This window comes from Mycobacterium sp. NPDC003323 (assembly GCF_053589535.1).
The window spans coordinates 107,911-134,424 of the sequence record NZ_JBSFSB010000006.1 but is presented as its reverse complement, the minus strand read 5'-3'; the positions used below and the strand labels follow the sequence as shown (position 1 = coordinate 134,424).

Sequence of the window (26,514 nt, the reverse complement as noted above, 5' to 3'; positions counted from 1 at the left end):
CGGAGGCCGACAATGCTCGAACTCGACGATATCCAGCACATCCTGCTCACCCGGACGCCGGCACTCACCGGTCGCTACGAGTTCCTGACCTTCGATACCCCAGCGGGAGGCCGCGCATGGCTGGGCGCCATGCTCGACCTGGTCCAATCGGCCGCCGATGTCCGGGCCACGATGAACGAGGCGGACCGCTGGGTCACGGTGGCCTTCACCCTCACCGGGCTGCGTGCACTCGGCGTCGGCGAGGATTGCCTGGCGACCTTCCCCGACGCCTTCCGGGAGGGGATGGTCTCGCGGGCGAAGATCCTCGGTGACGTGGGCTCACACGCTCCCGAGAACTGGGTCGGCGGACTGGCAGGTGAGGACGTGCACGCGATCGCCATCCTGTTCTCGCGCACCGAGGATCAGTACGCACGGTCCATTGCCAACCACGACGCGTTGCTGGCTCGCACCGACGGCGTGCGCAGCATCTCGCACCTGGATCTCAACGCCCACCCACCGTTCAACTACGCCCACGACCACTTCGGCTTCCGGGACCGGTTGTCGCAGCCGGTGATGGTCGGCTCGGGTGAGGAGCCGACACCCGGATCGGGGCCCGCCCTACAGCCCGGCGAATTCATCCTGGGCTATCCCGACGAGAACGGGCCGGTGGCCGATCTGCCGCAACCGCAGGTGCTGTCGCGAAACGGCAGCTATATGGCCTATCGCCGGCTGGAGGAACACGTCGCGGTGTTCCGCGAGTACCTGCGTGAGAACTCCGACAGCCCCGAGGGTGAAGAATTGCTGGCCGCCAAGTTCATGGGTCGCTGGCGCAGCGGTGCACCGCTGGTGCTGGCCCCGGACGCGGACGATCCTGAACTGGGCGCAGACCCGATGCGTAACAACGACTTCAACTACAAGGAGATGGATCCGCTGGGGTATGCGTGCCCACTGGGCTCGCATGCCCGCCGCCTCAATCCCCGTGACACGGCGCACTACATGAACCGGCGTCGGATGATCCGACGCGGTGCGACATACGGCCCCGCGCTTGCCGAGGGCGCGCCCGACGACGGTCAGGCCAGAGGTATCGCCGCGTTCATCATCTGCGCGGATCTGGTCCGCCAGTTCGAGTTCGCGCAGAACGTCTGGATCAACGACAAGTCGTTTCACGAACTCGGCAACGAACACGATCCCATCTGTGGAGCGCAGGACGGCACGTTGGATTTCACGGTGCCCAAGCGGCCGATCCGCAAGGTCCACAAGGGCATCCCTGCCTTCACCACCCTCACCGGCGGTGCCTATTTCTTCCTGCCGGGTATCGGGGCCCTGCGATATCTGGCGTCCCTCGACCAGGAGCAGTCATGACCGGCGCACGCACCTACAACCAGCAACACATCGCGCGCCCCCGCGACGGGCGCCGGCGTATCAGCATCTACTGGACATGGAGCTATCCCTGGGAGGCACAACGGGATCCGGCCGCGATGGAGAATCGCTTCTCCACCCTCACCGAGGTCCGGAACACCCTCTGGCCCGCCTATGAGACGCCGGAGTATCAGGCCGATCACTTCCTCCAGGGCATCGCGGGCACATTGGAACTCTTCCACCGGTCCACCCTGGCGTTCCAGGACGTCGCACAGGCCGCAACCGGCCATCCCGTCGCGGTCTTCCAGCGCATCGACCAGGCCGGCTACCACCAGCGGATCGACGAACGCGTCCTCGACGACTGCGACACCTTGATGGTGTTCGGACTGGACCATCTGCTCGCGCAGCAGGAGGCAGGCGCCGACGAGATCAGCGCGATACGGCGTTGGCTGCAGCGCGAGGGCACCTGCCTGTTGCTGGCGCCACACCACGACGTCGGCAACACCGACGACTATCCGCAGCGGCAGGTCGAGTACCGCCACCACGGCGACCCGTTGGTGCCGCGCCAGCAGCGCTTCGGCCGCTACACCCGCTCACTCATGGCCGCGTTCGACGTTCCGGTGCACAACAATTGGGGTCTACGACCGGCCGTCGTCGAGGGCACGACGGATATTGCGCCGCTGAACGCCCGCCACGATCTCGATGATCTGGGGCTGCTGGCCGGTGTGAGCACCTTCAACTTCCATCCGCATCTGCCGCACTATCAGCTGACGGCGCCCGAGAGCGCCGGGCTACGGCTGCTCGCCCGCCAGCCGGTGGACGTCTCCCGGCCGCACCCGTTCGTCGATGAGGGCCAGACCGAGTTCAACGCACTGATCTGGATGCCGCCGGCGGCGGATCGCGCCGGGGACATCGTGCTGGTCGACTCGACGCATTTCACGACGCTGTTCGGTGGTACCGACAGCCTCCGGGCGTTCTGGCGCAACCTCGCGGTGATGCGCTGACCCGGATCAGGGCAGCGCGCCGAAGACCGGGTTGATGGGCGCCGGAGCGGCCGGCGGCGGCGGGACCGGTGCGGCCGGCGCCATGGGAGCCGGCGGGACGGGCGCGGCCAAGGGTGCCGGACCGGGAGCCGGTGGCGCCAACGGAGCCGGGAGTGGCGCGGGGGGCGGTGGCGGCGCGAAGAACCCGAACGGGGGCGGCGGCGGTAACGGTGCCGGGGGCGCGGCCGGCGCCGGGACCGGTGCCGCTTCGGGAACGGGCAGGTGATCGACCGCTACCGGCGCGGCCTCGACCGCAACCACATCCTGGGGCACCGGGACGTTCTGCTGCGTCGCCTCGTCGGACTGAGCCGCGGGCATCTGCTCCACGACCGGCTCGGCGGGCGGCACCCATTCGGCCGTCGGTGCGGCCTGGCGCACCGGCGCCGGTGTCGCCGTCTGCGCCGGCGGAGGCGCAGCCTGGGGTTGCGCCGACACGGTCGGCGCGGTCTCGGTCGGCGCGGTCTCGGTCGGCGCGGTCTCGGTCGTCGATATCGAGGCGCGGTTGGCCAGGGCGGTCGATTCCGGCATCTCGGCGCCGCCGAACTGGGAACCGACCGCGAACAGCGCGATCACCGCTGTCACGGCGGCGGCGCCGGCCAGCATCGGTACCCGCGCTCCCACCCTCGGCAGCGACCAGCCACGGGTGCGGGCAATGGCAACGGATGCAGCAGGCACCGCATTGGTCAGGACCGCGTGGGCGGCTTCGAAGGCCGGCGTCTTCCCGGCCTCCGGGCCGCAGTCCACATCGTCCAGATCATCGTCGGCCGGTTCGGCGTCGGCGTCCGTGTCGAACAACTGAGCCAGCAACTCAGCGGGGCTTTCCGGGCACCCGGCGCACTCGGTCACGTCCTCGGCGATCGGCCTGACATGGCGGACCGGCCGCACGTCGGCGAATCCGGCGTCGCGCAGTGCGGCCAGCAGTTCCGCCGATCGCGCTGCCAGATCATCGCTCCAACAGACCCCGATCGCGGCGATGCGGTGACCGCTGGCCGCAGCGATGCCACCGGCGCCGCGGACGGCGGCCAGGCAGCGAGGCAGGAGGTCATCGGGGTCGTCGACGCTGAATCTGTCGTCGTCGAGCGGGCGTCCGTCGGGCGTGGTGGCGTCGACCAGCACCCAGCCGACACTTGCCGTGGTCACCGACAATCCGAGTACGGTTCTCACCCCTGGCCTCTACTCCTGTCTCATCCCCCGCGTACGGATCGCGACGAGCCTAGTTTGCTCGCTGCACGTCGGCATCTCGGCGAAAACGCCGTTTCCGGCGTCCTGCATTCGTTATCGGCGCTGTACGCGGCGGCGTTACCTGCCGAAATCGCCCGGCGCGAGGACGCCGGGCGATTCCCGGCGCGACGATGCCACGGCGACAGAGTTCACCGACAGTTCACCGACGACCGAGGGATGATCTCAAGCCAGACCCTTGAGCATCAGGTTCCAGTACATGAACGGCAGGCCGTACTTCTTCAGGTACCAGTAGGTGCGATGCGGCTTGGTCGGGTTCAGCAGCGGGAATGACGGCTCCAGATCGAGGTCGTAGTTGAACTCGGCCAGCAGCATGTCGTGCGACGACGTCACCAGCGGGCACGAGCCGTACCCGTTGTACTTCGCGGTCAGTGGCCTGCCCGCCAGATACGATTCGATGTTGGCCACCACCACCGGGGCCTGCTTGCGGATCGCCGCCCCGGTCTTCGAGTTCGGTGAGGATCCGGCATCGCCCAGGCTGAACACGTTCGGCCGGCACACGTGTTGCATCGTGTGCTTGTCGATGTCGACGTAGCCGTTTGCGTCACGGGTCGAGAGCGGACCGGCCTTGATCCAGTCCGGCGCGGATTGACGCGGTACGGCATGCAGCACGTCGTAGGACAGCGTGGTGCCGGACCCGGCGTCGCCGATGCCGGTGACCGCGACCTTGTGCGCTGCCGCGTCGACCGACGTCACTTCTGCGTTGGTGTGCACGGTGATGCCGTAGTCGGCGGCCACCGCGTCCAGGCTGTCGGCGATGGCCGGGATGCCGAACAGGCGCGGCGTCGGCACCACCAGGTGCACATCGATGTCCTTGAGCACTCCTTGTCGGCGCCAGTAGTCGCCGGCCAGGTAGGCAATCTTCTGGGGCGCGCCGGCGCATTTGATCGGGCCGGACGGCATCGCGAACACCGCACTGCCTGAACGCAGGCCGCGGATGAACTCCCAGGTGCGGGGCGCGAGATCGAACCGGTAGTTCGACGACACCCCGTCCTTGCCGAGCGTGTCCTGAAGGCCTTCGGTGCGATTCCAGTCCAATTGGATGCCGGGGCAGACCACGAGCACGTCGTACTCGTAGTCTGCTCCGTCAACGCAGGTGACCGTGTTGTCGTCCGGGTCGATGTGAGCGGCGGCGTTGCGAATCCACGTCGCCCCCTTGGGCATTACCGAGGCCTCGGGTCGCACCGTCGAGGACGCCTTCGCCTGGCCGCCGCCCACCAGGGTCCACAGCGGCTGGTAGTAGTGCACGTCGGACGGTTCGATGATGGCGACGTCGGTGTGGCCGCGGCGCAGCAGCCGGGCGGCCACTGAGATGCCGGCCGTCCCACCGCCGACGATGAGGATGTGGTGCTTGGCAGTGGTCATGGTCTTCTCCCGCCGCTCAGGCGTTCTGCCGGGTCTCTTCCCAGGCGCCGTACCCGCCCAGGATGTCGCTGACATCGCCGAAACCGTTGCGCCGCAACAGGCTCGCTGCAACAGAGGATCGGTAACCGCCTGCGCAATACACGACGGTCGGCTTGGCCGGATCCAGCTCTCCGAGCCGGGCCGGCAGTTGTCCCACCGGGATCGGGATGGCGTTCGGGATGGCGCCCGCCGCCACCTCACCCGGGTTGCGCACGTCCACGATCTGAAGGTCGGGCAGCTCCGCCGCGCGCTGATCGAACGCCCTGGCGGTCAGCCGGGAGGCGACCTGAACCTCGTCGCGGTGGTCGAGCATCGCCTCGAACGGGCGGTCCAGGTAGCCGATCACCCGGTCGAACCCGATGCGCGCCAGCCGGGTCTTGGCTTCCATCTCCTGCCCTGGCTCGGTGAAGACCACGATGTCGACATCGGCGGGCACCACCGATCCGGCGAACTCCGCGTAGCGGCCGGCCAGCCCGATGTTGACGGCACCTCGCAAATGCCCCAGCGCGAATTCCTCGGGACCGCGCCCGTCGACCAGGACCGCGCCCTGGGCCATCGCCTCCCGGATTTGCTCGTAGCTCATGGCGGCAGGCATCTCGGTCTCGTCCAGCAACGCCCGATCCTTGCGATTGAGGATGGCGTCGTAGACGAAGTAGCTCGGTGCCGGTGGCTGGCCTTCGGTGACCAGCTCCATGAACGTGGCCTTGTCCGGGGCGCGCAGCGCGTAGTTGGTCGCCTTCTGCTCCCCCATCGTCGACCACAGGTCGGTGGACAGGTTCTTGCCGCAGGCCGAGCCGGCGCCGTGCGCGGGATAGACCCGGGTGGCATCGGGCAGGGTCATCAGCTTGTTATGCAGCGAGTCATAGAGCTTGTCGGCCAGCTCTTCCCGGGTGAACCCGATCGAGGCCAACAGGTCGGGCCGACCGACGTCCCCGATGAACAGCGCGTCACCGGTGAGCACACCGTAGGGAACCTCGTCGTCGGCGTGCTCGTAGACCACGATGCTCAGCGACTCGGGGGTGTGGCCCGGGGTGTGCAGGAACTGCAGGGTCACCTCGCCCAGTGAATAGCGTTGCCCGTCCGCCACGCCCATCGACTCGAACTCGGTCTCGGCGACCGAGGAGTAAACGATCTTGGCACCGGTGGCCTTGGCCAGCTCCAGGTGGCCGGACAGAAAGTCGGCGTGGAAGTGGGTCTCGATGACCAGTTCGATGGTGTAACCGCGTTCCTCGGCGTCGGCCAGGTACTCGGCCACGTCACGCTGCGGATCGACAACCACTGCACGACCAGTGGTTTCGTCGGCGATCAGGTACGACGCGTGTGACAGGCAGTCCAGGTAGTACTGGATGAACTTCATTGCGATGGTCCTTTCTCGTGGTGCCGGGGCAGGCCCTCTGACTCAGAGTGTCCATACCCCCACCCGTATGTCAAGTACCCTAGGGGGTATATAACTTCCCGTTTGCCTTTACCCCTGGGGGTATGTCTACCATGGCGTCAGGATACCCCCCGCCGTATGTGTCGACGCAATGTGACACCCGAGCGCCCCATCGAAAGGAACGCCATGACCGCACCAACCACCATCGACTCGCAGACCCTCGGCGAAATGCTGGCCTCGCCCAAGCCACCTCGGGTACTCGACGTCCGTACCCCCGGCGAATTCGAGTTCACACACATCACCGGCGCCTACAACGTGCCGCTGGATCTGCTGCGTGAACACCGCTACGAGATCGTCGAGCACCTCGACGAGGATGTGGTCCTGGTCTGCCGCTCCGGTCAGCGCGCCGCCCAGGCCGAGGAGACGCTGCGCAACGCCGGACTGACCAACGTGCATATCCTCGACGGCGGTATCGCCGCCTGGGAGGCAGAGGGTTTCGCGGTCAACCGTGGCACCCAGCGCTGGGATCTCGAGCGTCAGGTGCGCCTTGTCGCCGGTTCGATCGTGCTGACCAGCATCCTGGGCAGCATCGCCGCCCCCAAGCTCAAGTGGCTGGCCGGGGCCGTCGGTGGCGGTCTGACCTTCGCCGCGCTGTCCAACACCTGCGCGATGGGCATGTTGCTGGCCAACCTGCCCTACAACCGCGGAGCGCGTTGTGATGCGCAGACCATCGTGTCGCAACTGGTCGACACCGGCCACCGGGCGAGCTGACAACGATGATCGCGCTCACCATCGGCCTGGCCGTTTTCGTCGGCATCGCGCTCGGATTGCTCGGCGGCGGCGGTTCCATCCTGACCGTGCCGCTGCTGGCCTACGTGGCCGGCATGGAAGCCAAGCAGGCCATCGCCACGTCACTGCTCGTCGTCGGCGTCACCAGCGCCATCGGCGCGATCTCGCATGCCCGCGCCGGGCGTGTGCAGTGGCGCACCGGGCTGATCTTCGGCGCCGCCGGCATGGCCGGCGCCTACGTGGGCGGACTGCTGGCCCGGTTCATCCCGGGCACCGTCCTGCTCATCGGGTTCGCGGCGATGATGATCGCGACCGCCATCGCGATGCTGCGCGGACACAAGAACGTGGAGGCCGCCGGCGATCATCGGCTGCCGATTCCCAAGATCGTCGCCGAGGGGCTGGTGGTCGGCCTGGTCACCGGTCTGGTCGGTGCCGGCGGCGGATTCCTGGTGGTACCCGCGCTGGCGCTGCTGGGCGGATTACCGATGCCTGTCGCAGTGGGTACGTCCTTGATCGTCATCGCGATGAAGTCGTTCGCCGGACTGGGCGGGTATCTGTCCAGCGTGACGATCGATTGGCCGATCGCGTCGGCGGTCACCGCCGCTGCGGTCATCGGCGCATTCGCCGGTGCCAAGCTGACGGCCGTCATCGATCCGGACATGCTGCGAAAGGCATTCGGTTGGTTCGTCCTCGCGATGTCGGCGGTGATCCTCGGCCAGGAGGTGGATCCCGTCGTCGGGCTCACCACGGCCGCGGTCACCGCAATCGCCGCCGTCATGACGATCGCATGCGCGCGATACAGCCATTGCCCGTTGCGCCGCTTCATGGCGGGCGCGCCACGCCCGAAGCCGGCGTAGCGCCCGCGGGAATACCCCCACGGGTACCATTGCTGTTCGGTTCAGCGAAAGGAGAGGCCATGGTCGGCGACGAGGATGCGATCGCTGCCGTGCTCAACCGGCTGCGCCGGGCGCAGGGGCAGCTCGCCGGTGTCATCTCGATGATCGAGCAGGGCCGCGACTGCAAGGATGTGGTGACACAGCTGGCCGCGGTGTCACGCGCCCTGGACCGGGCCGGCTTCAAGATTGTCGCAACAGGTATGCGCGAATGCCTGACCGGCGAGTCGGCAGACGGTCAGCCACCGATGACCGAAGCCGAACTTGAGAAATTGTTCATGGCGCTGGCCTGACGCGGCTATCCCAGGATCGCCGACGCGACGAGGGCGCCGACGATGGTCACCGCGAAGATCACCGTGGCGGCACCCATCCAGATCACCTGGACACCGGCTGCGGGCAACAGGATGCGCCCCTGGACAACGGGCGCGGACTTGATCTGCACCGACCGCCGATGGCCGAGCGCAAGTACCAGCAGCGCCAGGACCGTTGCCAACAGCGCCAATACCGCGCGTCCGGGACCGAGCGGGCCGTGTTGGCGCAGCAGCACCAGGACCCCGCCGACCAGGAATCCGAATGCGCTTCTCTCCCATGACAGCAGCGTTCGTTCGGCTTGAAGTCCCGGCTTGCTGGGTTGGGTGCGCGGCATGTCAGCGCCCGCCGGGCGGCCAGACCACCAGGATGACGAGCACGCCGATGGTGATGGCGAAGATGGCGGCGCCCAGCAGCACCGGCACGATGGTCGGCGGAAGATCCGCATCGCTGCGCATCGCGGCCTGCACCCGTTGCCAGCGCCGGACGGCGAGCGCGGCCAGGATCCCGCCGCCGGCCGTGAGCAGCACGCTGAGACCATGCCGGACACCGGGAATGCCGAACGACGGCACGAACTGCACGACGGCGATACCGCCGGCGATCAACGCCAACGCGGTGCGGATCCAGGCCAGGAAGGTCCGCTCATTGGCCAGCGTGAACCGATAATCGGGCTCCGCGTCGGCGGGCCCGCTGGACGGTTCCTCGGCGGGACTCATCGGGTGCGGCCATCTGGTGTGCACATCGCCGATCAGCGTACGTCGTCGGGCCGTCGCAGATCGGCCATCCTCAAACCTCGGCCGCCGGTTTTCCGGTCACGGCGAACCGCGCCTGCAGTCCGTCGATGAACGAGGTCAGCGCGAGTTCGAAACTGGCGGTATCGATTTCGTCGGCCTTGGCCGGCAGTCGATGCGCCTGCTCCATGTGCGGATAGCGATCCCGGTACACCTGCACATCGTCGACGAACCCGCGCGAGAAGGATCCGACCGTCGAGCCCAGTACCAAGGACCGGGTGGCGGCACCGATCAACGTCGCATCCCGCGGTGGCCAGCCCGCCCGCACCAGTCCTCCGTGCACGGCGTTGGCGATACGCAGGCTCTCGTCTCGGTGTCCGGGGCCCTGCGCCAGGAAGGGCACCACGTTGGGGTGCGCGGCCAGCGCCGAGCGGTAGGACCGGGCCCACTGCGCCAACGCGACGTCCCAGTTCTCGTCGGCATCGAAACCAGAGGTGTCGACGACGCCGACGACCCGACTGGCCACCTCGTCGAGCACCTCGGTCTTGGTCGGATAGTGCTTGTAGAGCGAAGCGGCCTGCACACCCAGATCTGCGGCAAGGGCGCGCATCGACAGCCCGTCGAGCCCATCGCGGTCGATGATCGCCAGCGCCGTGTCCCGGATGCGCTCACGACTGAGAATGCGTGGCCTTCCCACCGTCACATCCCCCTCCGTTGGCTTGGTGAACGATGTTAGCTTATAGTGGTGTTAATAGCTAACACCGTTCACTCAGGAAGGCAGGCCGCGATGCGCAGGGACGTCTACACCCAGGAACACGAGGACTTTCGCGCCATGATCCGCGCGTTCATCGAGTCCGAGGTGGCCCCGGTGTACGACAAGTGGTTCGAAGACGGCATCGCGCCCCGCGACTTCTATTACAAACTGGGCGAACTCGGCCTGTTCGGTATCGAGATCCCCACCGAGTACGGCGGCGCCGGTATCGACTCCTACAAGTTCCAGGCCATCATCACCGAGGAATGCTCGCGCGCGGCGGTGTCCTTCGGCGGTTCCAGCGTGCACATCGGGTTGTGCCTGCCGTATTTGAAGGCGTTGGCCACCGAGGAGCAGAAGCAGCGCTGGTTCCCCGGCATGATGTCCGGCGAGACCATGTTCGCCATTGCCATGACCGAACCTGGGACAGGATCGGATCTGGCCGGAATGCGCACCACCGCAAAGCCTTCCGGTGACGGCACGCATTACGTGCTCAACGGCTCAAAGACCTTCATCACCGGCGGCGTCCACGCCGACCGCGTCATCGTGTGCGCCCGCACCGCCGCGCCGCGCGAGGCCGACCGCAGGTTCGGCATCTCACTGCTGGTGGTCGATACCAAATCCGAGGGTTACACCGTCGGCCGCAAGCTCGACAAGCTGGGGCTGCGCACCTCCGACACCGCCGAACTCAACTTCACCGACGTGATCGTGCCGGCCGAAGATGTGCTCGGCGAGGTCAACATGGGCTTTTCGTATCTGGGCCAGAATCTGCCCCGCGAGCGGCTGGCCATCGCGGTGGGTTCCTACGCGCAGGCAGCGGCCGCGGTGCGCTTCGCCGCGCAATACACCAAGGACCGCACCGTATTCGGCAAGCCGGTTGCCGCGTTCCAGAACACCAAGTTCGAACTCGCCGCCTGTAAGGCCGATGTCGACGCCATGGAGGCCGTGGTCGACCGCGCCATGAACGCCCATGACGAGGACGAACTGACGCCCGCCGACGCCGCGGCGGCCAAGCTGTTCTGCACCGATCTGGCGTCCAGGGTCATCGACCGCTGCCTGCAGCTGCACGGCGGGTACGGCTACATCAACGAGTACCCGATCGCGCGGCTGTACGCCGACAACCGGGTCAGCCGGATCTACGGCGGGACCAGCGAGGTCATGAAGATGATCATCGCCAAGGACATGGGGCTCTGACCCCGCCGCTGTCAGCGGCATCACAGTAGGCACCCCGCGCCATCGGCATCACACGGCGCAGCTGATCTCAAATCCGTTGCGCTGTGGTGCAATTGGCGGATGACGATGGCGCAGGGTGCCGATACCGCCGACCTGGTCGACGAGGGCCCCACCAACGATCCCAAGGAACCACCGTACCGAGTTGCCGGCGCGGTTCTGCTGCTGATCGTCGTGTTGGTATTCGGGTTGAGCTGGGCGATGTTTCGCGGATACTTCGAATCCACGGTTCCGGTGGTCCTGATGGCCGAACGCGCGGGACTGGCCATGGACCCGGGGTCGAAGGTGACGTTCAACGGCGTGCCCATCGGGCGGTTGGAGTCCGCGGACGCGGTGACCGAGGGCCACGACGTCCGCGCCAGACTGGTGCTCGCCGTGTCACCGAAATACCTGCACCTCATTCCGGCCAATGTGGACGCACAATTGCGCGCGACAACGGTTTTCGGCAACAAGTACGTCTCGTTCCTGTCGCCGCCCGACCCGTCCGAGGATCGACTCGGCCCGGGCGCGGTCATCCGCGTGTCGGCGACCACCACCGAGTTCAACACGGTGTTCCAGACGCTCATGGGCATTGCTGAGCACGTCGACCCGGTCAAGCTCAACCAGACGCTGACGGCGACCGCCCAGGCGCTGAACGGGTTGGGCGACAAGTTCGGTCAGGCACTGGTGGACGGACATGACATCCTCGGTGAGCTCAACGGCCGCATGCCGCAGATCCATCGTGACCTCACCGGGTGGGCGACGCTGTCGGACACCTACGCCGATGCGGCCACCGACGCGCTCGACGGGCTCGATCACGCCACCGTGACCGCGCGCGCCCTCGTCGATGAACGCGACACGGTGGATGCAGCGCTCATGTCGGCGGTGGGCTTCGGGGCCGATGCCGCAGACGTCCTCGAACGCGGGGGCCCGTATCTGGTGCGCGGTGCCCAGGATCTGCTCCCGACAGGCGAACTGTTGGATTACTACAGCCCGCAGCTGTTGTGCACGCTGCGCAATTACCACGATGCGGCACCGAAATTCGCCGATATGCTCGGCGGAAACGGCTCTTCACTGCGGCTGCGTGATCAGCTGGTGGGAGCGGGCAACCGTTATGTCTTCCCGGACAATCTGCCCCGGGTGAACGCCCGCGGCGGCCCCGGCGGGCGCCCGGGCTGCTGGCAGCCCATCACCCGCGACCTGTGGCCGATGCCGTATCTGGTGATGGACACCGGGGCCAGCATCGCGCCCTACAACCACTTCGAACTCGGACAACCGCTGACGGCCGAGTACGTGTGGGGACGCCAGGTCGGCGAGGACACCATCAACCCGTAGCGCTCAAGCCTTGCCGGTGCGCTCGCGGTGTTTGCAGCCCGGCCAGCAACACGGCCGGCGCTGCCCCTCCTCGAGTTCCTCCTGGGTGCGGCGGATCCGGCGCTCCCGGGTCTTGTCCTGCTTGGCGTCCTGGACCCAGCAGATGAACTCGTTGCGCGCCAGCGGTGTGATGTCCCTCCACGCCGCCAGCGCGGCATCATTTCCGATCAGCGCAGCACGCAGGTCCGCGGGCAGCTTGTGCACCACCCCGCCGGGAACCTGCTGACCTGGCATCTGGTCAATATAGCCGCCGGGTCAGCGCCCGAAGCCCGCATTGCGCAGCGCATCGGCCATCGAACCCGAGGGCGGTGCGGCGTCTCGCCGACCGGAGTTCTTTGCGCGGTTCGGATTCCGCTGCTGGTTGCCGCGCTGCTGATTGCCCCGGTTCTGGTTACCGCCGGGCTTTCCGGGCCGCCTGTCACCACCACGGGCAGGCTCGTCGTTGAGCCGCAACGACAGCCCGATCCGCTGCCGGTCGACATCGACGTCGACGACCTTCACCCGGACCACCTGACCGGACTTGACGACCTCGTGCGGATCGGAGACGAACCGGTCCGACATCGCCGACACGTGCACCAGACCGTCCTGGTGCACCCCGACATCCACGAACGCACCGAATGCGGCGACGTTGGTCACCACACCCTCGAGCACCATGCCGACCTTGAGGTCGGCGACCTTCTCGACACCGGCCGCGAAGGTCGCGGTCGAGAACGCCGGACGCGGGTCGCGGCCCGGCTTCTCCAGTTCGGCGATGATGTCGGTGACCGTCGGGACCCCGAAGCGGTCATCGGCGAAGTCAGCCGGTTTGAGCGACCGCAGTGTCCGGTCGTTGCCGATCAGTTCGGCGAGTTCGAGATTCGCCCGGTCCAGGATGCGCCGCACCACCGGGTAGGACTCCGGGTGCACGCCCGAGGCATCGAGCGGGTCCTCGCCGTCGCGGATCCGCAGGAAGCCGGCGCACTGCTCGAAAGCCTTGGGGCCCAGCCGCGGAACCTTCAGCAGTGCGCTGCGGCTGCGGAACGGTCCGGTGTTCTCCCGATGCGCCACGATGGCCTCGGCCAGCGTGTCGGTGACACCGGAGACCCGGGCCAGCAGCGGCACCGACGCCGTGTTGAGGTCGACGCCCACCGCGTTCACCGCATCCTCGACGACGGCGTCGAGGCTGCGCGCCAGCGTTCCGGGCGTCACATCGTGCTGGTACTGGCCGACGCCGATGGACTTGGGTTCGATCTTGACCAGTTCGGCCAGCGGATCTTGCAGTCGGCGTGCGATGGAGACCGCGCCGCGCAGCGTCACGTCCAGTTGCGGCAGCTCGTGCGCGGCGTACGCCGAGGCCGAGTACACCGAGGCACCGGCCTCGCTGACCATCGCCTTGACCGGGGCCGGCGCCCCGGCGGCGCGGATATCGGCGATCAGCTCGGCGGCCAGGGCATCGGTCTCCCGGGACGCGGTGCCATTGCCCACCGCGATGAGCTCCACACCGTGCCGGGCCACCAGCGCGGCCAGCGTCGCCTTGGCCGTGTCCCACTGCTTCTGCGGCTGATGCGGGAAGATCGCGCAGGTGTCGACCACCTTGCCGGTGCCGTCGACCACGGCCACCTTGACCCCGGTGCGGAAACCGGGGTCAAGGCCCAGGGTGGTGCGGGTGCCCGCCGGGGCCGCCAGCAGCAGGTCCTTCAGATTGCGGGCGAAGACGGCGACGGCATCGGCCTCGGCCCGCTGCCGAAGCCGGATCCGGGCATCCACCGCGGCCGAGATCATCAGTTTGGTGCGCCACGCCAGCCGCACGGTGGTGGCCAGCCACGAGGTGGCCGGGGCGGCCGCGCTCAGGTCGATACCCAGGCTCTGCGCGACACGGGCCTGGTAGATCTCGTCCTCGCCGCCGTCGAAGTTCACGGCGAGCACCTGTTCCTTCTCGCCGCGCAGCACCGCCAGCACCCGGTGCGAGGGCATCTTCTCCAGCGGCTCGGCGAATTCGAAATAGTCCCGGAACTTCTGTCCGGCAGGGCTTTTGGCGGCGTCCTCGGACCACGGCGCGGTCCGCAGCGTGCCGTCGGCCCAGAACTTGGTCCGGATCTCCCCCACCAGTTCGGCGTCCTCGGCGGCCCGCTCGATCAGGATGTGGCGGGCCCCGTCGAGTGCCGCGGCGGCATCGGCCACCCCCTCGCCCAGGAACGCGCCCGCGACCTCGTCGGGTACCAGCGACGGATCGGCCAGCAACCGGTCGGCCAGCGGCTCCAGACCGGCCTCGCGGGCGATCTGCGCCTTGGTCCGCCGCTTCGGCTTGTAGGGCAGGTAGATGTCCTCGACCCTCGATTTGGTCTCGGCCGCCAACAGCGCCGTCCTGAGCTCATCGGTCAGCTTGCCCTGCTCCTCGATCGAGGCCAGCACCGCATCGCGGCGCTGGTCGAGCTCACGCAGGTAGGCCAGCCGCTCCTCCAAGGTGCGCAACTGCCCGTCGTCGAGGCTGCCGGTCACCTCTTTGCGGTACCGGGCGATGAACGGCACCGTGGCACCCTCGTCGAGCAGCGCCACCGCGGCGGCCACCTGCCGCTCGGAAACGGCCAGTTCCGCAGCGAGACGGGCATTTACGGATCGGGGGGGTGTCGCGGGCGCGCTCGAAGTCACGCCGAGACCCTACCGAACGGTCCCGACAGACCCCGCGCAGGCACGCGCGGCCAGCACCGCCGCGCAGAAGGCGGCCAGCGGTATCCAGCCGTCCGCACCGGCCAAGCCGTTCTTGGCGACCAGCAGCATCGCCACCCCGGCCGCGCAGACCAGTACGCCGGCCACCGCCGAGCGGGCTCCGCGCGCCCCGACCGGACCGTCCCACCAGGGCAGTCTGCGGTGCTCCAACGGCGACAGCAGCAGGAACGTCGCGAACATCACGATCGCGAACACCACCGCCCGCAACGCCAGCAGCGGCCAGAAGTCCGGCGCCCGGACGTCGTAGGCATCCAGGCCGAATGCGTTCAGCGTGAAGGTCGCGACCGCGATCGCCGGGATGTGCCACAGGTAGAGCGTCATCGCCCCGGAGTTGCCGACGGCGATCACGTACCAGACGCGCGGGCGCTGCGCCCAGCGCTCGACGATGCCGGCGGCGGCCACGAACACGCAGGACATCCAGATGCAGTGCACGGCGAGCAACACCGTCGGCGGCGAGACGTTGGACACCCCGTGGCTGCTGCCGGTGGTCACCAGCGGCACCTCGTAGGTCTGGGTCAGCGCCAGCAGCACCTGCGCGGTCAGCGCCACCGCCGCCGTCGCCGACGCCACCGCCGGCCGGACCAATCTGCGGGCATAGGCCACTCCGATGACCACCGGGATCAACCAGACGATCAGGAAGTTGGCCACGCCGGCCTCCGATGACCCCACCGCGAACCGAACCTGATCGACACCGGCCGCGGCGGCCACCAGTGCGGCGACCACGACGGCGACGCCGGTGACACTGTGCAGCCGGGTCAGCAGCGGCACGAACGCGATCACCACCAGGTAGACGCCCAGGAACCACAGCAGCGCCACACATTCGCGACCGAGCCGGTCGGCCGATGCGTCACCGAGGAGCACCCGGGCCACCACCAGCGCGGCCGTCCAGAATGCGAAGTACCAGAACACGGGTCGGCACAACCGCTGCGCGCGGCTGACCAGCCAACTACCCCACGATGTGCCGGGATGCCAGCCGTACGCCCCGGCGGCCCCGCCGGCGAAGAAGAACAGCGGCATCACCTGCACGACCCAGGTGATCGGCGTCAGCGCCGGCATCTCACCGAGGATGTTGCCGATCCACAGGCCGTCGCTGTCGATGGTGGCCAGCAGCAGGGCACAGTGGCCGAACATGACCACGACCAGGGCCGACAACCGGGCGACGTCGATGGCGCGGTCGCGGTTGCCGGCGGTCGAGGCGACCACCGATGCGGCGGGCAGGAGCTTGGCGAGCGGCATGGCTATAGCGTGCCCCAATCCGCGCGTGCCCGGATGAGTAGGACTACCCGAGTTCACGCAGTGTTGTCGGCCAGCTTCTCGATGCGCTCCAGGGCAGCCTCGGCGGCGGCCGCCACGTCGATACCGCCGCCGTAACCGCAGCTGGTCAGTTCGATCGCGGCGTTGTGGGCGGCGACGTACATGTTGTCGCAATTCCAGTCCGGGGCCCGCAGCGACCACAACACCGCGCCCTCGGGTGCCTGCTGCGGGGCTGTTGCCACGGTGAAGGTGTAGGTGCGGTCCTGCATCGTGGTCACGTCGACCTCACTGCCGATGCACGATTGCACGGTGCGTCGAGCCGACTCCAGCGCTTCGGCCGCGGAGAAGTCCGACGGGTACACCGCGACCATCTCCTCGTTGACCACGTCGAACTGACCGGCCGTGGCAGGCCAGTGCCCGCCGTCCTCGGCGGCCGGTCCGTGATCGACGAGGAACGGTGGGTCCACCTCCAGGGCCGTCCCCGCGCAGCGGTCCGGGACCACGGTGGCGAACCGGTTGCCGTCCTTGTTGAGGATGTCCGGGCTCAGCAGGTCGGCCACCTGTCCGGGCGTGATCGGGCCGATCGGGGGTTCCGGCGTGGCCTGCGGGTCCTGCACCGCTCGAGTACAACCGGCGACCGCCAACACCAGCAGTACCAGAGCCCACGTTCTCCGCACGCCCGCAAGTCTAGGGATGCTCGGCGTTGTCACCGCCCGGCGATAGGCTCGCCGGCATGCCGCTGCAGAACCGGGTGCGCCCCGACGGGCAGATCATCGCCGATGCGGCACGCGGGACCATCATGGGCAACCGCGGCATCCTGCATGACGAGAACCGTCGAATCGTCCGCACGCACAGGAACATTGCCTGGTTGATCTGTCAGTTGGAGTTCAAGGGACGCCGCCGGCGCGTGATGAGTCCCGGGACCTACACCGAGCTGTTCTTCCTCGACGAGGCCGTGGCGCTGGCCGCCGGGCATCGGCCGTGCGCGGAGTGCAGGCGGCCGGATTACCGCGCCTATCTGGCGGCCACCGGCACCACGCGTGCCGCCGAGGTCGACCGGCTACTCGACCGGGCGCGCCGGGCGCCCCGTCCGCACACACCGGTGGCATCGCTGCCCGACGGGGTCTTCGTCACCGTCGGCGACACCCACCGGCTGGTGTGGGGTGGGCAGTTGCACCGCTGGACACCGGCCGGCTACGACGATCCGGTGCCGGCCGTCGGTTCGGCGCAGGTGCTCACCCCGCAGCCGTCGGTGACCGCGCTGTGCGGCGGGTATACCGTCCGGGTGCATCCGTCGGCCGCCGAGGGCACCCGTAATCCCTGACAACTCGGCCACCATCTGTAAAGCTGCTGGTCCATGGCCACGCATCTGACGCCGGACGTGCACGCACCGAGCCGGGCCTGGACCGCGGTCGCGGTGCTGGCGCTGGTCGGCACGCTCAACTATGTGGACCGGTTCCTGCCCGCCGTGCTGGCCGAGCCCATCAAGCAGGATCTCGCCTTGTCCGACACCGCGATCGGTGTCATCAACGGCTTCGGATTCCTGATCGTCTACGCGGTCCTGGGCATCGTCATCGCCCGCATCGCCGACCGCGGCATGTTCGGTGTGGTGATCGCGGGATGCCTGACGCTGTGGGGCGCGATGACCATGCTGGGCGGTGCGGTGCAATCGGGTTTCCAGTTGGCGCTGACCCGCGTCGGGGTCGCCGTCGGCGAGGCGGGCAGCACCCCGGCCGCCCACGCCTATGTGGCCCGCAATTTCGTACCGGAGCGCCGCTCGGCGCCGCTGGCGGTCATCACGTTGGCCATCCCGCTGGCCAGTGTCGCCAGCCTGCTCGGCGGCGGATTGTTGGCCGAGCATCTGGGCTGGCGCACGGCATTCGTCGTGATGGGCGGGATCAGCGTGGTGGTGGCACCGCTGGTGCTCTGGGTGGTCGGTTTTCGGCAGACGCTGCCCACCCCACCACCGCGCGAGCGCGGCGTGAAGTGGTGGGATCTGCTGCGCAAGCCCAGCTTTCTGGCCGTTATCGGCGGCACCGCGCTGATCTCGGCGGCGGGCTACTCGCTGACGACCTTCGCGCCGGCCTTCCTGATGCGCACCCGGGACATGTCGCTGGGCGAGATCGGCATCGAATACGGGCTGGCCACCGGCGCCACCGGAGTCCTGGGCCTGCTGGTGGTCGGCCGGATCGCCGACCGGCTGGCCGCCCGGGACCCGCGCTGGCTGCTGTGGATCGTGGTGGCGTTGACCGCGCTGCTGTTGCCGGCCTCGGCGCTGGCGTTCGTCGTCGAGAGCCGCACCTGGTGCGTGCTGTTCCTGGCGCTGGGCTATGTCATCGGCACGGCCTACATGGCGCCGTCGATCGCCGCCATCCAACGGCTGGTGCTTCCCGAGCAACGCGCCACCGCCTCGGCGATCTTCCTGTTCGTCAACTCCGTGCTGGGCTCGGTCGGGCCGTTTTTGACCGGGGTGATCAGTGACGCGCTCACCCCGGAACTCGGCGCGCAGGCGCTCGGGCGCGCGCTGCTGATCCTGGTCCCGGTGATGCAGCTGGTCGCGCTGTGCTTCTACGCGCTGGCCGCGCAGTTGTACCGGCGCGACATCATCGAAGAACGCTGACGTGGCGAAACCCGCGTACGAGGGGCTCAGATGCCCTCGGCAGCCCCCGCTACGGGGGTTTCGCCACGAACCGGACGACGGGTAGCACCCCACAGCCCGACGCCGATGCCGACGATCGCGCCGCCGAGACCGATGATCTGTTGGGAACGCCTCATCTGGCGGTGCACCCCGGCACCGCCGAGCAGGTCGGCCGCATCGGCCCCGCCCGACGCCAGGAACCACCCCCGGGTGTTTCTACCGCGCAACCCGGCCGCCAGCAGCAACCCGCCGATCAGGGCGTCGCGATAACCCATCGACCGCAGCAGCAGCTGTGCGGTGGCATCCGGTGCGTCCGGTGATCCCCACAGCTTGTTGGCGCGAAGCGGGTCGACCAGGAACGAGATGCCCGAGGCCATCCGGATACCACCCACGGCCACGGCCGCTCCGTCGATCACCATGCGCGAAGCCTATGTTCAGCCTCGTTGTCTCCGTGGGTAATCGGGGTAAGTTCGTCCGGTAGGCACACCCGACGGCGATAATCGAGATGACCCGCCGAGCTCGACGAGGAGCAGATAGATGGCCAACAGCGCCGATACGACATCCGGATACGATTTCGAGCAGGATGTGGCCGCCACCCAGGCGTATTTCGACAGCCCGCGGTTCGAGGGCATCACCCGGCTGTACTCGGCGCGGCAGGTCGCCGAGCAGCGCGGCACCATTCCGAGCGATTATCCGGTGGCGCGGGAGGCGGCCACCGCCTTCTATCCACGGCTGCGTGAGCTGTTCAAGCAGAAGAAGAGCATCACCACCTTCGGCCCGTACTCCCCCGGCCAGGCCGTGACGATGAAACGGATGGGCATCGAGGGCATCTATCTCGGCGGCTGGGCCACCTCGGCGAAGGGTTCGATCAGTGAGGATCCCGGACCCGACCTGGCCAGCTACCCGCTGAGCCAGGTGCCCGACGAGGCCGCCGGCCTGGTGCGGGCGCTGCTGACCGCCGACCGCAATCAGCAGTACCTGCGGCTGAAGATGACACCGGAGCAGCGCGCGGCGACACCGGCAGTGGACTACCGGCCGTTCATCATCGCCGACGCCGATACCGGCCACGGCGGTGATCCGCACGTGCGCAACCTGATTCGTCGTTTCGTGGAGTCCGGTGTGCCTGGCTATCACATCGAGGACCAGCGGCCCGGCACCAAGAAGTGCGGCCATCAGGGTGGCAAGGTGCTGGTGCCGTCGGATGAACAGATCAAGCGGCTCAACACCGCCCGTTTCCAACTCGACGTCATGCGGGTGCCCGGCATCATCGTCGCGCGCACCGATGCCGAGGCGGCCAACCTGATCGACAGCCGCGCCGATGAGCGCGATCAGCCTTTCCTGCTGGGTGCCACGAACGTCAAGATCCCGCCGTACAAGTCCTGTTTCCTGGCCATCACCCGCCGCTTCCACGAACTCGGTGTCACCGAGCTCAACGGTCACCTGCTCTACGCCCTGCCCGACGGCGAATACGCGGCGGCCGAGGCCTGGCTGGAGCGGCAGGGTCTGCTCGACGCCATCGCCGCCGCGGCCGGCTCCTATCGGCCGGGCCAGTCGGTCGACGCGTTGTTCGACGGCGTCGAGTCGCAGTTCGTCGAGGCGTGGCAGAACGACGCCGGCCTGGAGACCTACGGTGATGCCGTCGCCGAACTCCTCGAATTCCGCGAGCGCGAGGGCGAGAAGGCCGATATCAGCGCGGCGGAATGGCGCGAGTTCGCACGGTCGGCATCGCTGTACGCCGCGCGGGAGAAGGCCAAACAACTCGGCGCGGATGTGGCGTGGGATCCCGAGCGGGTGAAGACGCCCGAGGGTTATTACCAGATCCGCGGCGGAATCCCCTACGCCATCGCCAAGTCGCTGGCCGCCGCACCGTTCGCCGACGTCCTGTGGATGGAGACCAAGACCGCCGACCTCGCCGACGCCCGCGAGTTCGCCGACGCCATCCACGCGGTGTACCCGGACAAGATGTTGGCCTACAACCTTTCTCCGTCGTTCAACTGGGACACCACCGGGATGAGCGATGACGAGATGCGAGCCTTCCCCGAGGAGATCGGCAAGCTCGGATTCGTCTTCAACTTCATGACCTACGGCGGTCACCAGATCGACGGTGTGGCCGCCGAGGAGTTCGCCACCGCACTGCGCCAGGACGGGATGTTGTCGCTGGCCCGTCTGCAGCGCAAGATGCGCCTCGTCGAATCCCCTTACCGCACACCGCAGACGCTGGTCGGCGGGCCGCGCAGCGATGCCGCGTTGGCCGCGTCGTCGGGACGCACCGCGACCACCAAATCGATGGGCAAGGGCTCCACCCAGCACCAGCATCTGGTGCAGACCGAGGTGCCCAAGAAGCTGCTGGAGGAATGGCTGGCGATCTGGGGTGAGCACTACAAGGTCGGCGAGACGCTGCGCGTGCAGTTGCGTCCCCGCCGCGCCGGTTCCGATGTCCTCGAGCTCGGCATCTACGGTGACGGTGAGGACAAGGTGGCCGATGTCATCGTCGACCCCATCAAGGATCGGCACGGCCGCAGCATCCTGACGGTGCGCGACCAGAACACCTACGCCGAGAAGCTGCGCAAGAAGCGGCTGATGGACGTGATCCATCTGTGGCTGATCCACCGCTTCAAGCCGGAGATCGTCTACTACGTCACCCCGACCGAAGACAACATCTATCAGACCGAGAAGCTGAAGAAGCACGGCCTTTTCAGCAACGTCTACCAGGAGGTCGGCGAGATCATCGTCGCCGATGTCAACCAGCCGCGCATCGACGAGCTGCTGGCACCCGACCGGGAGGCGCTGAGCCGGTTGATCCGTAAGGAGGACTAGCGATTTCGGTGAGGATACGGGCGGTCAGCGCCAGTATCCTCACCCAGGATCAGGACAGCGCCCGGTCGGCGGGGCCGAGATCCAGGAACACCGTCTCACCGTTGGCATCCTCGACACCGTCGTTGTCGGTGACGACATAGAGGTTCCCGTTGCCCGCGATGGCGAAGCCCTCGACCTTCTCCTGCACGTAACCCTTGGTGGCCGCCAGATCCGGCAACAGATCGCGAGCCGGCGTCTTGGGCAGCACCTTCGGCGCCTCGGTTCCGGTCACACCGGCCTCGGTCGGCAGCTCGACACGGTAGATCGCCTTGATGCGCGCATCGGGCCCGTTGAGCTTGTCGCGTTCGAGCACCAGCAGCGTGCCATCGTGCACCGCGATCTCGGACAGCCCGATCCAGTCACCCTCGGCGTCGGTGCTCTCCAGCTGGTAGCCGTACCACTCCCACTTCTGGTCGGCCGGGGTGTACTTGCCGATCCGGACCACACCCTCGGGGTCGCCCTTCACCTCACGCTGCACGGCCACCCAGATCGTCTCGCCGTCGATCGCCACACCTTCCAGCCCTTGGCCTTCCAGTCCGGCGGCGATCTCGGCGGGCAGCTTCACGCGATCGGCGATCGCCCCGTCGGGCGCCACGTTGATCAACTCGTTGCCCGTGCCCTCCTCACCTTCGACGGCCAGCACGTAACCATCGGGGCGCACCGCAAGCCCTTCGACGTCCAGCGCCACCGGCTCACCGTTGTCGGTGACGGTGATCTCGCTGTCGATCAGGGCGGGCGTCTTCGACAGGTCGACACCGAGGATCCGAGCCGGGCCATAGGCGATATCGGTGGCGGTGAACAACCGGTCCGGCGCCTCCGGGTCGGCCGCCAGCGCGCCGAGCGCACCCCAGCCGATGGGGGCACCGTCGACGTCACCGGACACGATCGACGGGAACGGCGGCTTGCCGCCGTCGGCGGCGAACGCCTCGCCGTACCCGTAGACGTTGACCGAGGCGCGGACCCGGTTGTCGGCCTCGTCGGCCTCCGACGAGATGACCAGCAGGTCGCGGTTCGGAATCGCCAGGATGCCCTCGGGGCCGGGCGTGGTCGGCATGATCTGGCGGAACACCGGGGCGGCGGGGTCGCTGACGTCATAGGCGGCGACAAAGTTGCTGCGCTCGGAGGCCACCAAAGCAGTTGGGCGGCCTCCGATCTCGGTGATCGACAGGCCCTCCGGCTCAGGCCCCTTGGACTCGGCGCGGGATTCCAGGTGCAGACCGGTACGCACCGCGAGTTGTTCGAAGGAGTTGCCGGCGTCCCACACGACCTCGCCGTTGGCGGCATCGAAGATCGTCCAGCCGCGGGTGCCACCCTTCCAGTCGCCCTCGTTGGCGGTGGCGATGTGGTCGTCGCCGATCCAGCCGATGGCGTCGGGTTCGCGCGGTGCGGCCTCTATGGAGCCGGTCTGGTCGAGCTTGGCGTCCTCGGCGGTGTCGATACCCTCGACGGCCTGGGCGCCGGCGGTGAAGATCGACGAGACGGCGCCGGTCCTGCCGTCGATGATCGCGATACCGTTGTTCTCCTGCAGCGTCAGCGCGACCTGACCGCGGGAATTGATGCTGACGTACTCGGGCTCGAGGTCTTCGGGGGTGTCCAATCCGGCGGCGCGGGCCTGTTCGACGTCGAGATCGACCCTGCGTGCCGTCCATTCGGTCGGCGCACCGGCCAGGGTGAGCAACTGCAGGAAACCGGTCGGCGGCTGCGGCAGGTCGCCTTCTTCACCACCGGGCGGGGTGAACTCCTCATCGCGCTGGTTCTCCATGGCGATCGCGGCGAACGAGCCGTCGGGGCTGATGGCGATCGAGTCGGGCTGCCCGCCCAGGTCGATGCTGTGCACCCGGGTCCGGTCGGCGACCCGCACGATGTCGACCCGGCCCGACGGGTTGGCGAAGTCTCCACCGGTGGTGTCCACGACCACCAGGACGAACTCGCCCAGCGCTGCCACCGAGGTGGGCTGATCATCCGCATGTCCGAGCTCCTCGAGCGAAAGTGTCCCGATGCCCGCGGGTTTCAACGGGTCCCGAATGTCGAGGAAGCCGATGCGTTTGGCTGCCGCGTCGGTGTAGATGACGGTGTTGCCGTCGGGGGTCACGGTGGAGATCTCGGCGACGGTCTCGGTCTTCGGGTCCTCGTCGGCCGGGGCGTTCAGGTACACCGGGTAGGTCGCGAGCCGGTGAAAGCGATCGGCGTCGGGCATGTTGAAGTCGATGGGCGAGGTGGCGCGCTGCACGGGGGCGCCGGGTTCAGCCTGATCACCACCCTGCTGATTGTCGGTGGAGCAGCCGGCGGCCAATAGTGCGGTGGCCGCGGCGGCTGCCGTCACGCGACTCAGGTTCGACGCCATCTTGGGACCCCTGTTCAGTTCGGCGGTGAAGTCGAGTGATCTTGACGAAGCCGGATGAACATCAGGCAACACCGAGGTGGCCAACGGGAAAGGGCCGGTCCTGGGTTCCCAGGACCGGCCCCTTTGCTCACATGCTGGGACTAACCGACGTTTCCGCCGATGTTGCCCGGACGGCCGCCGGGGCTGCCGCCCTCGCCGGGATTGCCGTTCGACTCGCCGCCGTTCCCGCCGTTGCCGCCGCGGCCGCCGAAGCTGCCGTCGCCACCGTTGCCGCCGTTGCCGCCAGTTCCGGAGTTGAGGCCCTCGTCGCCGACTCCGTTGCCACCGTTGCCGCCGCGGCCACCGCCGGTCAGGATGCCGCGGCCGTCGCCACCACTGCCGCCGCTGCCACCGATGCCGCCTTCGCCGTCCTCGGTGCCGTTGCCGCCGTCGCCGCCGCGGCCACCGCCGCCGAGCAGCAGGCCGCTGTCACCACCGCTGCCGCCGGATCCGCCGGTGCCCGTGCCGGTTTCGGATGTGCCGCTGCCGCCGGCGCCGCCGCGTCCGCCGCTGCCGACGATGGCATTGCTGCCGCCCGTTCCGCCGGCACCGCCGGTGGCGTTCCCGTCGGTCGCGGTCGCGTCGCCGCCGGTTCCGCCCCAACCGCCCGAACCCACCTCGACGACGCCGCCGGTGCCACCGGCACCGCCGACGGCCGAGCCTCCGGCGCCGGCGGTGGCATCGCCACCGTCACCGCCCCGCCCCGGGTCGTACAGGCCCTGGCCGGCGTCGCCGCCGGCACCACCGGTGGCGGTGCCGGCTCCGTCACCCTGCGCGGCACCACCGGCGCCGCCGTCACCACCGCCGCCCACGATGCCTGCGGTGCCGCCGTTACCACCGGCGCCACCGACCGCGTTCGCGCCCTCGGCGGTGCCGCCGTTGCCGCCATGGCCACCATTGCCACCGATCAGGCCGGCCGCGCCACCGTCGCCGCCGGCACCGCCGGTCTCGTCGGCGCCTGCTTGGTCGCCGTCGCCGCCACGGCCACCGTCACCGAAGATCAGACCACCGCGGCCGCCGTTGCCGCCGTCGGCGTTCAGGCCGGACCCGTCACCACCGCGACCGCCGTTGCCGAGAAGCCCTGCGGCGCCGCCGTTCCCGCCACCGAGTCCACCGTCGCCACCGCTGCCGAGCAGGCCGCCCTGGCCACCGTCGGCGCCGAAGCCGCCGGCCCCGCCGTTACCGAACAGCAGGCCGCCGCGGCCGCCGTTGACCCCGGCGGTGATCGAGCTGAAGCCGTTGCCGATCAGCAGGCCACCGTCAGGATTGGCCAGCGTGCCGTTGCGCACGAAGAAGCTGACGACCGGGATCCGGCCGCCGATGTCACCGAGCAGGCCGGCGATGGCGCCCGGCAGGTCACCGAGGTTGGTCTGCGCCACCTGCAGCGCGCCGCTTTCCGACGCCACCATCACGGTGACCTCGGTGTTGGCATCGCCACCGGTGCGCGCCACCGCATCGGCGAGCACCTCCGGGGTGAACTCGGGGGCGGCGCCGCCGGCGGCCGATCGCGCGGACCCGCTGCGCTCGCCGGACGCGCCGGCCGAACCGCTGTCGGTGGGCACGAACGTGATCAGCGTGCCGCCGGCATCGGCGGCCTCGACGCCCGGCGCGGCGGCCTCGGCGGCACCTGCGCCGCCGCCGACCTGCGCGCCATAGAGCGCATTGGGCGCCGGGTTGGGCAGCACAGCGGCCGCGAGGACCGGCTGAGCGTGCACGACTGCCGGACCCGAGATGGTTGCCGGTGCGGCAACATCGGTCCGTTCACCTTCTACTGCGACGACGGCGACACCGGTCGTCGCCAACACACCTGCTGCCAATGCCGAAAAGATTGTGCTGGGCACGTTTCCCACCGAAGCTCCTTAAGCTGACCCAATTTGCCGCGAGAAGTATGTCAGACATTTGCTTAGAAATCTCTCAGTTTGCGGCAAACCGGACAAAAGTGTCGGTGACTGACGTCAAGATCGGCGCTTGGCCGCTTATTTCCCCGTGGTTTCCACGGCAGCCGCGCACGGTTGTTGACATACGCATGGTTTGCTGAGGCTGCGCGCCGGGCCGTCCAATGTGCCCGTGACACCGATTGCTGTCCGGCCGCGTCCAGCGTACCGGTCGACGCGTACCGACTGCATGCCGACCCGGCACACCAGCGAACAGTTCGCCGACATCGGCTCCGTGCGCGGGACCGCAGGTTTAAGGTGCTCACCGTGAGCAGATTCGGGTTAGCC

23 protein-coding genes are annotated in these 26,514 nt (G+C 68.3%); 10 read left to right on the top strand and 13 right to left on the bottom strand.

The window, feature by feature from the left end; translation table 11 throughout:
- The first annotated feature begins 12 nt into the window (after positions 1 to 12).
- A complete protein-coding gene (locus ACWDUN_RS16445; protein ID WP_449930375.1) occupies positions 13 to 1,341 on the top strand; it encodes a Dyp-type peroxidase in 1,329 nt (442 codons plus the stop codon).
- A complete protein-coding gene (locus ACWDUN_RS16440; RefSeq protein WP_449930373.1) occupies positions 1,338 to 2,342 on the top strand; it encodes a hypothetical protein in 1,005 nt (334 codons plus the stop codon). The genes ACWDUN_RS16445 and ACWDUN_RS16440 overlap by 4 nt, the downstream gene beginning before the upstream one ends.
- Positions 2,343 to 2,348: 6 nt before the next feature.
- Here the strand turns inward: ACWDUN_RS16440 and ACWDUN_RS16435 are convergent, their stop codons facing one another.
- From ACWDUN_RS16435 to ACWDUN_RS16425, 3 genes are all read right to left on the bottom strand, one after another.
- Positions 2,349 to 3,545, bottom strand: a complete 1,197-nt coding sequence (locus ACWDUN_RS16435) for a DUF7159 family protein (RefSeq protein WP_449930371.1) — start codon at positions 3,543 to 3,545, stop codon at positions 2,349 to 2,351.
- A 240-nt stretch (positions 3,546 to 3,785) separates the two neighbouring features.
- The gene (locus ACWDUN_RS16430; RefSeq protein ID WP_449930370.1) at positions 3,786 to 4,985 is read right to left on the bottom strand and encodes an FAD-dependent oxidoreductase; all 1,200 of its coding nucleotides are present in this window, start codon (positions 4,983 to 4,985) and stop codon (positions 3,786 to 3,788) included.
- Positions 4,986 to 5,001: 16 nt separating this feature from the next.
- Positions 5,002 to 6,381 (bottom strand): MBL fold metallo-hydrolase, encoded by a 1,380-nt coding sequence (locus tag ACWDUN_RS16425; RefSeq protein WP_449930368.1) that lies wholly within the window; start codon positions 6,379 to 6,381, stop codon positions 5,002 to 5,004.
- A gap of 204 nt (positions 6,382 to 6,585) precedes the next feature.
- Here ACWDUN_RS16425 and ACWDUN_RS16420 point away from each other — a divergent pair, with 204 nt between their 5' ends.
- Genes ACWDUN_RS16420 through ACWDUN_RS16410 form a run of 3 tightly spaced genes read left to right on the top strand, consistent with a single transcriptional unit; the run spans position 6,586 to position 8,374 of the window.
- A complete protein-coding gene (locus ACWDUN_RS16420; RefSeq protein WP_449930366.1) occupies positions 6,586 to 7,170 on the top strand; it encodes a rhodanese-like domain-containing protein in 585 nt (194 codons plus the stop codon).
- A 5-nt stretch (positions 7,171 to 7,175) separates the two neighbouring features.
- Positions 7,176 to 8,045: a sulfite exporter TauE/SafE family protein gene (locus tag ACWDUN_RS16415; RefSeq protein ID WP_449930364.1), complete on the top strand. Its 870-nt coding sequence runs from the start codon at positions 7,176 to 7,178 to the stop codon at positions 8,043 to 8,045.
- Positions 8,046 to 8,104: 59 nt separating this feature from the next.
- A complete protein-coding gene (locus ACWDUN_RS16410; protein ID WP_449930362.1) occupies positions 8,105 to 8,374 on the top strand; it encodes a metal-sensitive transcriptional regulator in 270 nt (89 codons plus the stop codon).
- A gap of 5 nt (positions 8,375 to 8,379) precedes the next feature.
- On the opposite strand, the gene ACWDUN_RS16405 is transcribed toward ACWDUN_RS16410, so the two are convergent.
- From ACWDUN_RS16405 to ACWDUN_RS16395, 3 genes are all read right to left on the bottom strand, one after another.
- A complete protein-coding gene (locus ACWDUN_RS16405) occupies positions 8,380 to 8,727 on the bottom strand; it encodes a DUF202 domain-containing protein (protein ID WP_449930360.1) in 348 nt (115 codons plus the stop codon).
- 1 nt (position 8,728) lies between these two features.
- Positions 8,729 to 9,106, bottom strand: coding sequence for a YidH family protein (locus ACWDUN_RS16400; RefSeq protein ID WP_449930663.1), 378 nt, complete (start codon positions 9,104 to 9,106; stop codon positions 8,729 to 8,731).
- A 70-nt stretch (positions 9,107 to 9,176) separates the two neighbouring features.
- Entirely contained in the window at positions 9,177 to 9,818 is a 642-nt protein-coding gene (locus ACWDUN_RS16395; RefSeq protein WP_449930661.1) for a TetR/AcrR family transcriptional regulator, read from the bottom strand.
- 90 nt (positions 9,819 to 9,908) lie between these two features.
- On the opposite strand from ACWDUN_RS16395, the gene ACWDUN_RS16390 reads away from it, so the two are divergent.
- Positions 9,909 to 11,066, top strand: coding sequence for an acyl-CoA dehydrogenase family protein (locus ACWDUN_RS16390; RefSeq protein ID WP_449930358.1), 1,158 nt, complete (start codon positions 9,909 to 9,911; stop codon positions 11,064 to 11,066).
- A gap of 99 nt (positions 11,067 to 11,165) precedes the next feature.
- A complete protein-coding gene (locus ACWDUN_RS16385) occupies positions 11,166 to 12,416 on the top strand; it encodes an MCE family protein (RefSeq protein ID WP_449930356.1) in 1,251 nt (416 codons plus the stop codon).
- Between the two features lie 3 nt (positions 12,417 to 12,419).
- Here the strand turns inward: ACWDUN_RS16385 and ACWDUN_RS16380 are convergent, their stop codons facing one another.
- Genes ACWDUN_RS16380 through ACWDUN_RS16365 form a run of 4 tightly spaced genes read right to left on the bottom strand, consistent with a single transcriptional unit; the run spans position 12,420 to position 17,092 of the window.
- On the bottom strand, positions 12,420 to 12,689 hold the full coding sequence (locus ACWDUN_RS16380; RefSeq protein ID WP_449930354.1) for a YdeI/OmpD-associated family protein: 270 nt from the start codon (positions 12,687 to 12,689) through the stop codon (positions 12,420 to 12,422).
- Positions 12,690 to 12,710: 21 nt separating this feature from the next.
- Complete coding sequence (locus ACWDUN_RS16375; RefSeq protein WP_449930352.1) at positions 12,711 to 15,083, bottom strand: Tex-like N-terminal domain-containing protein; 2,373 nt, start codon at positions 15,081 to 15,083, stop codon at positions 12,711 to 12,713.
- 9 nt (positions 15,084 to 15,092) lie between these two features.
- A complete protein-coding gene (locus ACWDUN_RS16370) occupies positions 15,093 to 16,397 on the bottom strand; it encodes an acyltransferase family protein (protein WP_449930350.1) in 1,305 nt (434 codons plus the stop codon).
- A 53-nt stretch (positions 16,398 to 16,450) separates the two neighbouring features.
- Positions 16,451 to 17,092, bottom strand: coding sequence for a sensor domain-containing protein (locus tag ACWDUN_RS16365; protein WP_449930348.1), 642 nt, complete (start codon positions 17,090 to 17,092; stop codon positions 16,451 to 16,453).
- Positions 17,093 to 17,148: 56 nt separating this feature from the next.
- On the opposite strand from ACWDUN_RS16365, the gene ACWDUN_RS16360 reads away from it, so the two are divergent.
- Positions 17,149 to 17,739 (top strand): hypothetical protein, encoded by a 591-nt coding sequence (locus ACWDUN_RS16360; RefSeq protein WP_449930346.1) that lies wholly within the window; start codon positions 17,149 to 17,151, stop codon positions 17,737 to 17,739.
- A 33-nt stretch (positions 17,740 to 17,772) separates the two neighbouring features.
- The gene (locus tag ACWDUN_RS16355) at positions 17,773 to 19,035 is read left to right on the top strand and encodes a spinster family MFS transporter (RefSeq protein ID WP_449930344.1); all 1,263 of its coding nucleotides are present in this window, start codon (positions 17,773 to 17,775) and stop codon (positions 19,033 to 19,035) included.
- Positions 19,036 to 19,061: 26 nt separating this feature from the next.
- On the opposite strand, the gene ACWDUN_RS16350 is transcribed toward ACWDUN_RS16355, so the two are convergent.
- Positions 19,062 to 19,472: a DUF4267 domain-containing protein gene (locus ACWDUN_RS16350; protein WP_449930342.1), complete on the bottom strand. Its 411-nt coding sequence runs from the start codon at positions 19,470 to 19,472 to the stop codon at positions 19,062 to 19,064.
- 118 nt (positions 19,473 to 19,590) lie between these two features.
- Between ACWDUN_RS16350 and aceA the strand changes: the two genes are divergently transcribed.
- A complete protein-coding gene (aceA, locus tag ACWDUN_RS16345; RefSeq protein ID WP_449930340.1) occupies positions 19,591 to 21,870 on the top strand; it encodes an isocitrate lyase ICL2 in 2,280 nt (759 codons plus the stop codon).
- Positions 21,871 to 21,919: 49 nt separating this feature from the next.
- On the opposite strand, the gene ACWDUN_RS16340 is transcribed toward aceA, so the two are convergent.
- Both ACWDUN_RS16340 and ACWDUN_RS16335 read right to left on the bottom strand, forming a co-directional pair.
- The gene (locus ACWDUN_RS16340) at positions 21,920 to 24,253 is read right to left on the bottom strand and encodes an esterase-like activity of phytase family protein (RefSeq protein ID WP_449930338.1); all 2,334 of its coding nucleotides are present in this window, start codon (positions 24,251 to 24,253) and stop codon (positions 21,920 to 21,922) included.
- A gap of 140 nt (positions 24,254 to 24,393) precedes the next feature.
- Positions 24,394 to 26,133, bottom strand: coding sequence for a hypothetical protein (locus ACWDUN_RS16335; protein WP_449930336.1), 1,740 nt, complete (start codon positions 26,131 to 26,133; stop codon positions 24,394 to 24,396).
- Between the last annotated feature and the right edge of the window lie 381 nt (positions 26,134 to 26,514).